The sequence below is a fragment of the uncultured Methanobrevibacter sp. genome (assembly GCF_905235195.1).
Classification (GTDB): Archaea; Methanobacteriota; Methanobacteria; order Methanobacteriales; family Methanobacteriaceae; genus Methanarmilla.
In genome coordinates, this window is the sequence record NZ_CAJOKH010000081.1 from 1 (window position 1) to 10587 (window position 10587).

The following is a 10587-nucleotide window of genomic DNA, read 5'->3' on the forward strand; positions in this document are numbered from 1 at the left end:
TGCCGGAACAAACATTGCAAACCTTCGTTTCGACAACCAGCATGTAAAAACAAAAATCAAAGACCAGATGATTGACAGCGGAAGACGTAAACTGGGATCAATCATCGGAGACGCTGTAAAAACCGGTATCAACTCAAGTTTTTCACCGGGTGTTAAAGTAGGTTACAACTCCACTATAGGCTCAGGAGTTTTATTATATGATGACGTACCTTCCGATACAAGAGTATTGGTAAAACAGAACCATATCATACGGGATAAAAATAAAAAATGTAAATAATGCTACAATTGTGTGTTGGAAACATAATAACTGCGGATGCTTCCTAAAACATAAAGTTTTGAAAAATATCTTGGATGATTGTAAGATGGATATTTTTGAAGATTTGGATTTGTTTCTAAAATTAATTGTAATTGTTAATTATTTCAGATTTGAAGTAGAATATGCTCGATTTTTTAGTGTAAAATTAATTCAAATCCCCTACTTTAGTTATTTTTCTATTAATTTTTTTGTTATTTTAAAATAGTAATTTTTAATATTGGATTATATTAATATGGGTCATTTTAAATCATAATTGCTTAATTATAAAAGGATATTGTACATTTATTTGAAATAAAAATGTTACATTCTTTAGATTGTGATTTAAAAGACCCAATAGTATACTTTGTTAGGTGAAATATTTAAAATTGTTGATTCTAAATAATTTAAATAATTGTCGATATATTGTAAATTTTATTATATATAACTGCAATTTTCTTAGTTCATCTTAGTTATATCCATATCACATATAGTATATTGTTAAATGGAAGGTTCATTTTTTGGTTTTCTATACAAACATGTTTATGTAGTAATGAACCTTATAATCCTTGTTAATTTCTATTCTATTAGTTTTGTCTGGTTTTAATTTATAAAGGGATTTAAATCAATTCTTACCTAAAATCTCTTTTATAACATATTTGTCATCATCATCAAATACTCTTAATAAATACATAATTGCAAAGTAAATTATTATTCCCACCGGAAGTGCTACCCACATATTTAATTTTAACAGGTATAGTGCAATTCCTAGAATTCCAGATCCTATAGTAATTTTAGTTAAATCAAAGTATAGTTTTTTGTTTGGTCTGTGACCTAATCTGTAAATTACATAACATTGTAGAGTAACAATTAAAACATCACTTAAAACGGTTGTAATTGCAGCACCGTTATATGAAAAGTGAGGAATCATAAAGAAGTTTAAAATAATATTAAATATTGCAGCTGCTGCATAAATTTTTGTTACTGAAATTTCTTTGTGTGATGCATTTAAAAGAGTATTTGCTGCACCGCTGATGAATAATAAACATACTGTCCAGATTAATATTATTAAAACAGATGAGGCAGCATCATATTCGTGACCATAAATTAACTGAATAATGTCTGCTGAATAACATACTGTTGCAACTGCTATTGGGATAATAATCATCATCAGATATTTAATTGATTTTTCAAAACTTACAAGAAGCATTGACTCATCGTCTACAAAGTATCTGCTCATTACTGGGAAAATAACTGCGGTGTATATTCCATAAAATAATGTTAAAACTGAAATTAATTTATAGGTTGCATTATATATTCCTGTTGCATAGTCTCCAACCATTATCCCAAGCATAACCACATCTATAGAATAATATAGTGTGTATAGTATTGCTGTTGCGGCAAAAGGAAGTGATAAAAGTGTAATTTTTTTACAGAATTCTAAATCAAGTTCATATTTTGGTTTGACAACATGTTTATTTAATACATGATATTCATAAGTTAATGCAATAATATTTGCTAGAATATATGAAAAAGCTACTCCTATAAGTTCTAAATCGGTGTAAATTGAAATTAAAATGAATAGTAATGTAGTGGTGTTCATTATTGTATTTCCGATTCCCTGGTATTTTCCTTCTTCAAAAGCCTGAAAAGATCCATTTAAAAGACCAATATATGATTTAAATGTTAATTCAATGCTAAATAATAATGTGATTGTTAGGGTAAATTTAGTTACACCCATTATAATTAATAATATTATAGTTATTATTATCTTAAAAGATGCAAAAATTAATTTTAATGGCAGGGCATTTCCTAAATATTTTGGAGCGGAATCGTAATCAGTTGCAATATGGCGAACAATATGAGTGCCAATTCCCAAATCATCCATAATATTCAAAATGCCAGTTAATGATATAGCAAATCCTAAAATGCCATAATCATTAACACCAAGGTATCTGGCCAGTAAAATAGTCCAGATAAAAGCAAAAACACTAGCTATTATCTGGGATGCTAGTAACCAGCTCATATTTTTAAATATTGTTTGTACTTGATTCATAAATTCAACTTCTAATATATCTAATTTAATTAATATTCTATTTTAATAATAGGTTATATATTTAAGTATAAATAAAATTATATTTAAAAATTTAGGGTGAGTATATAAGTATAGAATTTCAATAATTATACTCACTTTCAAGGCTCAAAAAGATATTAAACGAGTCATGAATTCATTAATAATCTAAATAATCGGTTTTGATAATTTAAAGGTGTTATTAATTGATGATTGTTTCACTGATAATATGGGTATATTATTAATAAATTATGCTTAAAAGTATAGCAATATCAAACCTATTTTTTTAGAAGAAAATTCTGGGTTTGTGGAATGCTTCGTAAGGGTGGGGTCGTTGAAGTATTTGCTCCTATATAATGTTTAGATAGTAATAATTGATAGAAACTTGTGAATTTAATGATGAATTTTTTACTAATGAATTATAATACTGCTATATTAACATATAAACCATATATATATAAATAGAGTTAATTAAAAATAATTATTCATGTTACTGTTATCTAAACTTAAAAATGGAATCATTGTATTTAAAATTTCAAAAAATCCAATTTCAACTATTTTGTTCTTTATGGGTCTTAAAGAAGAACACACAATTAAATTAAAGAATTATGGGGAAATAACTTTAAAAAAAGATAAAATGGAATGGATAAGATGGTTTTTATTAACTTCTATTGTCAGAGAATTTAAAGATGAACATGTAGAAATTGGTGATTTTACACGTATACCTAAAAATTTTAATTTTAAATGGGCTTGTCCGAATAATAAACTGAAAATAGGTAAGTTTTGCTCAATTTCAGATGATGTAACTGTTTTTGGTGGTTGTGAAAAGCATAGAATGGATTCTGCATCAACATTTACTTTTAATCCTCATAAATATTTTAAAGGAGATGGTGTGATAGGTAATGATGTTTGGATTGGAAAAAGTGTTACTATAATGTCAGGCATAACTATTGGGGATGGTGCAGTTATAGGTACAAATTCTTTAGTTACAACGGATGTTCCTCCTTATGCGGTTGTTGGGGGGGTTCCTGCAAAAATAATCCGATATCGTTTTGATGATGAAACTATTGATAGATTGATTAAATTAAAATGGTGGGATTGGGATTTAGATAAAATAGTTGAATATATTCAATTATTGGATGGTGTTGATGTAAATGAATTTTTAGAGAAAGTTGATTAAATTAATCTTTTTTTATATTTTCTTTCTCTAAACTATTTTAAATTTTATTTAATCCGTCTATTTTTTCATAAAATTTCATATGTTTGAGTTGTTCGTCAATAGTTGTTAATCTATTATCTTTTTCTTTAGATAAAAATGCTTTAACTTGTTTATATAATCCTGGTTTAAAATCAATATCTAATTTATTGTCTATTTCAATATTTTTTATTTCAACAGATCCTCTGTTTTGTATTGCTAATTCTTCCATTGGTCTAAAAAATAATCTATGTTCTTTGGTCAATATTTCCACTGACCAACGTCCGGGGGCATCCCAGTTAGCTTGATAAGAAAAAAGTATTTCTTCGTCTGTTATGCCTGCTCCAGCATATTTGCTTGCACGTGTGTGCCAGTCAAGTTTTCCAGATTGGAATGAACACATTTCTTTTGGATAACCTCCTAAAAAGAAAGCAAGATCAATAACATGAGTTGAGTTAGCCAATAACCATTCTTCTTTTACTTTAGGGGCATGAGATGTTTTTTCAATTTTATATCCCCATTCAGTAAACTCAAAATTAAAAGATGAAACTCCTCCATCTTGTGATATAATTTCTAAAGCTTTCTCAGTTGATGCATAAAATCTCCTGTTATATGCTACATAAACTTCAGCATTCATATCTTTGCTTGTTTCATAAACTTTTTGAATTTCATTTTTAGCAGGTTTTTCTACAAGTATTTTTCTAATACCGTAATTTAATAATGTAATAACTGTAGAAGAAAGGAATTCAACATTTACAGCAACAATTGCAACATCGGGTTTTTCATTAATTTCTTCTAGGGCATGATTTATTCCTCCGGATATAGGTTTAACTCCAAGTTCGTTATAAAATGTTGATGCTGATTTTTCACTTCTACATACGACGGAATAATTAACATTTAACTCATTTAATACTTTTCCATATTCTTTTCCCATATATCCTGCACCGATAAGAAGCACATTTAAGTTATTGGACATAAATTTCCCTCCATTCCATTAGATTTAAAAAATTCAATTAATGGGATAATATATTTAAGATGAAGTTTCATTGAGGATTCGTAATCAGGAAGATTACAAGTTCCATCTTTTATTATTGATGTAATTACTCTTTCAGTCATTTGACTTTGAAAAACTTGTTTAAATTCTTTTTGTTTCCATTGCCAGTTTGTTTCATTATTTGATATTAGCAAACTGTTATTTCCTTCATCTATTAAGTATCTTGATTTTTCCGTAGTTATTTCAATACGGAAAGGTAAATTTGAATTATTTATACAGGTGAGGTTGTATTGTTTACATTTTCCACATTTTCCGGTTATTGAACCAAAAAATTCATAGAATCCTTTTCTTTTACTTTCAATGATTTTGTTTTCAAGATTGGATATGTCTATTGATTCAATTTCATTTCCGGAGAGATATTCAATTAAATCAAGAATATGTATTCCATTACATCCAATTCCCCATTGTCCGCCTATTGCAGAAATATACATTTCATTACAAGTTTTCAATTCTTCTTCAAGAATGGTATATGAATTCCATTCTCTTCTGGCACAGTTAACCCAAGCATTAATGTGGTGTTCAGTTAATTTTTCATTTACAAAATGGTAATCTTCCTCTTTTTGGAATAATACTTTTTCAAAAATAATATTTTTCACTATTGAATGATTTATTAATTGTTCAAATAGTTGTCGTCTAATATTTGAATTAGTTGCAATAACCGCAATTTCTAATTCCTCAGGCAATTTTTCGACAGTTGTAATAAAATTAACTTTTGGAAATTCATTAGATAATCTTTGAATTATTTCTTCATTTATTTCAACAGCATAAATATCATACTTTTCTTGTAAGTTTACCATTGATTCTAAATGTCTTTTACCGAGTGCTCCCACTCCAATAATTGCAATATTTTTCATTTTTTCACTCCTTTATATTAGATACAAATTGAAAGGTATTAAATATTTTATATTAATATTTTGATATGACTATATGTAATATATTTGTTGTTATTCTTTGACAATTTGGAGGTCATTTCGTTTGAAATATGATTTGATTATTTTTTAGAATTGGATAAATTTGACTTTATATAATTACTTTTTTGTGTTATATTTAATTAAACTTATTTAATGATAAGTTTAATGCTAATTTATTTTATTTAATCAATTTCTAAAAACAATTATTTTACTAATTAGATAGTTTAATATTATAACAATGATTTGAATGATTATTTTTGATGTAGAATCACTAATTGATAATATATCAATAAATAAATACATAAGACTGGTATCGCAAATTCCAGAGAATAATCTTCCACCAAAAAATAATAAGATTTCCTTAATTATGTTATTCTTACTCTCAAAGACCCATTTTCTATTTGTGTAATAAGCAAATAAAACAGACAATATCCATGATATAATATTTGAAATAAGATAATTAACTCCTGCTATTCTTGTAAAGACAAAGTAGGAGATAATATTTATCATAGTTGTTAAAATCCCAAATAATACATATAAAAATAGTTCTTTTTCTAATTTCATTTTTAATCAATGTTAAATTCTTTAATTATATAAATTGGTCTATGTTTTGTTTCAAGATAGGTTTTTTCTAAATATTTGCCTAAAATTCCAATAGAAAATAATTGAATTCCACTTAATAATAGAATAATGCAAATAGTTGAAGCCCATCCTTGAACGGGGTCGCCATATAATAGATTCCTAATTATTATAAAAATCATGAAAAAAAAGGCAATTATGGAAATTAATATTCCAAAAAATGTTGAAATTGAAAGAGGCAATGTTGAAAAAGCTACAATTCCTTCAATTGAATATTTAACCAATTCCCAAAAAGACCAACTACTTTCATCAGTTTTTCTTTCAATATTTTCATATTCTACCCATTTAGTTTTAAACCCTACCCATGAAAATAATCCTTTAGAAAATCTATTATATTCAGTTAATTGTAAAATGGAATTAGCAACTTCTTTAGTCATTATCCTATAATCTCTTACACCATCAGCTAACTCTAAATTTGAAATTCTATTAATAATCTTATAAAATAACCTAGCAAAATATGATCTAATGATGGGTTCGCCTTTTCTTGAAACTCGTCTTGTTGCAATAATGTCATAATTACTATTTTGAATTATATCAATCATTTCGGGCAGTAAACTTGGAGGATCCTGTAAATCCACATCCATGATAACGACATAATCGCAGTTTTTACTATATTGGAATCCTGCATAGATTGCAGATTCCTTACCAAAATTTCTAGAAAATGAGATATATTTTATATTGTTATATCTGATTGATAATTTTTTAATAGTAGTTAGGGTATTATCATTAGATCCATCATCAATGAATAGTATTTGATAATTAATATCAATATTTTTTAAAGTTTCATTAATTTCATTATAAAATAAATTAATTGAATTTTCTTCATTAAAACATGGTACAATTATGCTTAATAATTTCATTAATTTCGTTAACTCCATTTATTATCTTTGTTTTTTATTATGAGTGGGCAGTTAATTTTGTTTAAACTGTATTAAACCATCAAAATCAACTATTGGATCATTCATTTTGGAATATACTGATTTAATTGGGGAGTTTGATGAATTTATTAAAAAATTTTCCATTAATATAGGTCTAATAGAAGGTAAAACCATCTATGGAGGGTACATTCATCAAAGCAAACTGTAATAATCAAAAAAGATGTATCCGACCCAACTAATATATTTGGAATCGCTCATTAAAAAATATTACGGTGAATATTTAAATAGTGAAGGTTATATTTGGGAAATGCTACGTGAATACAATTACTGTCATCATATGTGTGTAAAAGAGTTATAATTGATATTAGATGATTTTAAGAAGGTTTTAAATCCTCCTACTATTGATTTATTGAAAAAGTATTTTATAAATGATAATAAAGTTAAAAACGTTCTTAAACATTTTAATCATATGGGGAAAAATATAGGTGGAGAAAATAGTGTCAACACAGTTGATTCAGAATATAGGCATATTGAAGATAAAAAAAGGACTAATAGGATTAAACTATAATTGCCAAGTAGGAGTTGATTCAAAATTCGGTTTTATAATGAATAATTGTGTTACACAAAACATCAATGATGGAAATAAATTATTAACCTTGTTAAAGAATTAAACAATATCTTAGGAACAGTGTACTATGTTTTAGGTGCAGACTATGGCTAATGGAAACTTAAACATCTTGAAGAAATCTATGATACAGATGCTCTGGTTATTATTCCAGATAGATTTGCTGCTGCACGTCAAAAGATTATCAATGTTTTAAAAATAAATTGAAATTGGAGTCAGATGAAATAACTGAAGAAACCTTTAAAAAGTATAATTTTTTATATCTGCCTTAAGAGGATGTGTATATTTGTCATTTTGGAATGTTATTAACCCGACAGGATACATACAATAAAAGTTAATCGTAAAACCAAGTTATATGCTTGTAATCATTGTAATAAGTGTCTTTATAAAGATTTATGTGCTAAAAATAAGGATAGGCGTGAATTTCGTGAACCTATTAATCCTGCTGTGGAAGAGGCTAAATTTTTCTTCTATTCTGACTTCGAGGTCATTAGGGCGAAGTTTTTTTGCTATTTTATTTGGGTCTAGGAACTTCGGAGGTGTTAAGAATCATGGGTGAGGGAGGGTTCATAGTGAAATGATTAGAACATCAACTATACATAATTTAAAGAAAATTCACAAGTATGTGAGTAATCATGTTTTGAAAAAGATTTTGGATGAGATTAGAATTTTAAAAAAGAGTCATGATGTTGCAATTGATATTTTTAAATATACTAGTTTTGAAAGAGAGGTAATGTTTTTCAATCAAAAGTTATATAAGATTATCATGTAAAAATAATAAATATAGCTAATTGAGGAGTATAAATGAATACATTTGTTATTAAAAATAGATTATCTCAATATATAAAAAGTTATTATCCTTATTTAATATTTTTTTGTCTGGTTTTAACTATTCATTTGTTCATGGGATTTTATTCTGATGATGTTTATTTTTCAAAAATTTTATCTAAAATGTCTTTAATTGAATTTTTAAAATATAGGTATTATAATTGGACTGCTAGAGTAATTATTGATGCCAATTCTGTGATTTTGGCAAGGCAAAATTTGATTATATGGAAAGTTTTAGATTCTGTTTTTTATACAATTGGAGTGTACTATCTTATTAAATTTGTTAATAAGATAAATAACAAGAAAATTGTAATATTTGGAATATTATTATTTTTTATGTATCCTTTTTATGAAATGGGTAGTGCGGGATGGTTAGCTACAACTTTAAATTATATATGGCCTTTTTCATTAGGTATGATTTCATTTATACCATTAATTAATGAATATTATGGTGAAAAAACTAGTTATCTAACTTATATCATCTCTATATTGGCTTCGTTTTATGCTGTAAATCATGAACAATCATGTGCTCTTATTTTTGGATTTAGTGCTTTATATTTAGTTAATTCGATTATGCAAAAGAAAAAAATTAATAAATATTGTTTAATACTTATTTTAATTTCAAGTTTATCATTATTAATTATTTATACATGTCCGGGGACTTCAATAAGATATCATGAACAACTTGTGAAATTACCTCTGTTTGCATCATTTGGAGTATTAGAAAAAGTATATTTGGGCATTGTACCTACTTTAAATATTTTATTTACTGATAAATTAATTTTCTCAATATTTTATATTTTAATTAGTATATGTGCTTTATTCAAAACTCAAAATAAATATTTAAAATACTTTTTATATTTTAACATATTGTTCTTTTCATTTTTAATGATATACAAAATATTATTTGATATTTCAATGTTAATGGATTCAAAAAATTTTATTGCAATATTTGGTAATAATAATATGATTATAATGATTTTAGGAAGTATTAAATATATTATAACAATGTTGTATCCGTTGTATGATTCAATGATTTTATTTAATTATAGTGGAGAGCCAAATTCAATTAATGGGCCAGTTATATTAACATTATCTATTTGTTTTTATTTACTGATAAGCAGTTGTTTAATGTTATTAATAGATTTTGATAATAAATTATTTCCATTAATATTATTTGGTGCGGGATTCATTAGCAGATTTATAATGGGTTTTTCACCGGAAGTTTTCTCATCAGGTGCACGAACTATATTTTATTTTTATATAACTTTAATAATGTTAATATTGATGTTAATAAGTAAGTTATATCATGAAAACAATATTGATAAAAAAGTTGAATCTATACTAACTATTCTTTTTAGCTTTTTCGCAGTATTGGAGTATGTTTTTGTATTAGTTTTAACAATTTTTATCCTGTAAGTTTTTAATAAAATACTAATGTTAATATATTCAATTGGAGAAAATTATTTATTAATAATTAAATAGGTTTTAAAAATGTTTTCTAATAAGTTTCATAGTGAATCTATGTTTATAATTGCAGAAATTGGTGTAAATCATAATGGTAGCATTGAACTTGCTAAAAAAATGATCAAATCTGCCAGTGAATGTGGTGTTGATGCTGTTAAGTTTCAAACATTTAATAGTGAAAATTTAGTTACTGAAAATGCTAAAACAGCCACTTATCAAGAAAGAAACACAAATGAAAATTCACAATTAGAAATGCTAAAAAAATTAGAATTGTCTTTTGAAGATTTTAAACAATTAAAAGACTATGCATCAAAACATGATGTCAAGTTTATTTCTTCACCCTTTGACATTCAAAGTGTTGATTTACTTGAAAAATTGGATGTTCCCATGTATAAATTAGGATCTGGTGAATTAAATAATTTTGAACTGATTGATTATGTTCAAAAAACTAATAAACCAATGATTATATCAACAGGAATGGCCACATTGGATGAAATTAAGGAAACCTATGATTTCATAGAAAACAAAGATAATCTGATTATTTTACATTGTATAACAGGTTATCCTACTTCTTTTAGTGAAGCTAATCTTAATTTTATCAAAACTTTACAAAATGAATTCAATGTT

General features: G+C 26.0%; 10 protein-coding genes and 1 pseudogene. 6 read left to right on the forward strand and 5 right to left on the reverse strand.

Annotated features, from left to right (window positions below):
- Positions 1-277: pseudogene (locus QZ146_RS08370) on the forward strand (glucose-1-phosphate thymidylyltransferase); the annotation flags it as partial.
- Between the two features lie 640 nt (positions 278-917).
- Here QZ146_RS08370 and QZ146_RS08375 read toward each other — a convergent pair.
- On the reverse strand, positions 918-2348 hold the full coding sequence (locus QZ146_RS08375) for a flippase (RefSeq protein ID WP_295723529.1): 1431 nt from the start codon (positions 2346-2348) through the stop codon (positions 918-920).
- Between the two features lie 502 nt (positions 2349-2850).
- Between QZ146_RS08375 and QZ146_RS08380 the strand changes: the two genes are divergently transcribed.
- A complete protein-coding gene (locus QZ146_RS08380) occupies positions 2851-3543 on the forward strand; it encodes a CatB-related O-acetyltransferase (RefSeq protein WP_295723531.1) in 693 nt (230 codons plus the stop codon).
- Between the two features lie 37 nt (positions 3544-3580).
- Here the strand turns inward: QZ146_RS08380 and QZ146_RS08385 are convergent, their stop codons facing one another.
- The 4 genes from QZ146_RS08385 to QZ146_RS08400 form a co-directional block, all read right to left on the reverse strand.
- Positions 3581-4534 carry a Gfo/Idh/MocA family oxidoreductase gene (locus QZ146_RS08385; RefSeq protein ID WP_295723534.1) on the reverse strand — a complete coding sequence of 318 codons (954 nt, stop codon included), beginning with the start codon at positions 4532-4534 and terminating at the stop codon, positions 3581-3583.
- Positions 4519-5466 carry a Gfo/Idh/MocA family oxidoreductase gene (locus tag QZ146_RS08390; protein ID WP_295723536.1) on the reverse strand — a complete coding sequence of 316 codons (948 nt, stop codon included), beginning with the start codon at positions 5464-5466 and terminating at the stop codon, positions 4519-4521. Before QZ146_RS08390 ends, QZ146_RS08385 begins: the two co-directional genes overlap by 16 nt.
- A gap of 243 nt (positions 5467-5709) precedes the next feature.
- Positions 5710-6087 (reverse strand): GtrA family protein, encoded by a 378-nt coding sequence (locus QZ146_RS08395; protein ID WP_295723538.1) that lies wholly within the window; start codon positions 6085-6087, stop codon positions 5710-5712.
- Positions 6088-6089: 2 nt separating this feature from the next.
- Positions 6090-7022, reverse strand: coding sequence for a glycosyltransferase family 2 protein (locus QZ146_RS08400; RefSeq protein WP_295723541.1), 933 nt, complete (start codon positions 7020-7022; stop codon positions 6090-6092).
- 376 nt (positions 7023-7398) lie between these two features.
- Between QZ146_RS08400 and QZ146_RS08405 the strand changes: the two genes are divergently transcribed.
- The 4 genes from QZ146_RS08405 to QZ146_RS08420 form a co-directional block, all read left to right on the forward strand.
- The gene (locus QZ146_RS08405; RefSeq protein WP_295723543.1) at positions 7399-7608 is read left to right on the forward strand and encodes a hypothetical protein; all 210 of its coding nucleotides are present in this window, start codon (positions 7399-7401) and stop codon (positions 7606-7608) included.
- A gap of 634 nt (positions 7609-8242) precedes the next feature.
- Positions 8243-8437, forward strand: coding sequence for a hypothetical protein (locus QZ146_RS08410; RefSeq protein ID WP_295723546.1), 195 nt, complete (start codon positions 8243-8245; stop codon positions 8435-8437).
- Between the two features lie 32 nt (positions 8438-8469).
- A complete protein-coding gene (locus QZ146_RS08415; protein WP_295723549.1) occupies positions 8470-9912 on the forward strand; it encodes a DUF6056 family protein in 1443 nt (480 codons plus the stop codon).
- A gap of 105 nt (positions 9913-10017) precedes the next feature.
- A partial coding sequence (locus QZ146_RS08420) for an N-acetylneuraminate synthase family protein (RefSeq protein WP_295723552.1) occupies positions 10018-10587 on the forward strand: 570 nt, incomplete at its 3' end.

Bases quoted from the DNA above. Each gene is read 5' to 3' on its own strand.
- QZ146_RS08375 (WP_295723529.1), bottom strand. From the start codon at position 2,348: ATGAATCAAGTACAAACAATATTTAAAAATATGAGCTGGTTACTAGCA.
- QZ146_RS08380 (WP_295723531.1), top strand. From the start codon at position 2,851: ATGTTACTGTTATCTAAACTTAAAAATGGAATCATTGTATTTAAAATT.
- QZ146_RS08385 (WP_295723534.1), bottom strand. From the start codon at position 4,534: ATGTCCAATAACTTAAATGTGCTTCTTATCGGTGCAGGATATATGGGA.
- QZ146_RS08390 (WP_295723536.1), bottom strand. From the start codon at position 5,466: ATGAAAAATATTGCAATTATTGGAGTGGGAGCACTCGGTAAAAGACAT.
- QZ146_RS08395 (WP_295723538.1), bottom strand. From the start codon at position 6,087: ATGAAATTAGAAAAAGAACTATTTTTATATGTATTATTTGGGATTTTA.
- QZ146_RS08400 (WP_295723541.1), bottom strand. From the start codon at position 7,022: ATGAAATTATTAAGCATAATTGTACCATGTTTTAATGAAGAAAATTCA.
- QZ146_RS08410 (WP_295723546.1), top strand. From the start codon at position 8,243: ATGATTAGAACATCAACTATACATAATTTAAAGAAAATTCACAAGTAT.
- QZ146_RS08415 (WP_295723549.1), top strand. From the start codon at position 8,470: ATGAATACATTTGTTATTAAAAATAGATTATCTCAATATATAAAAAGT.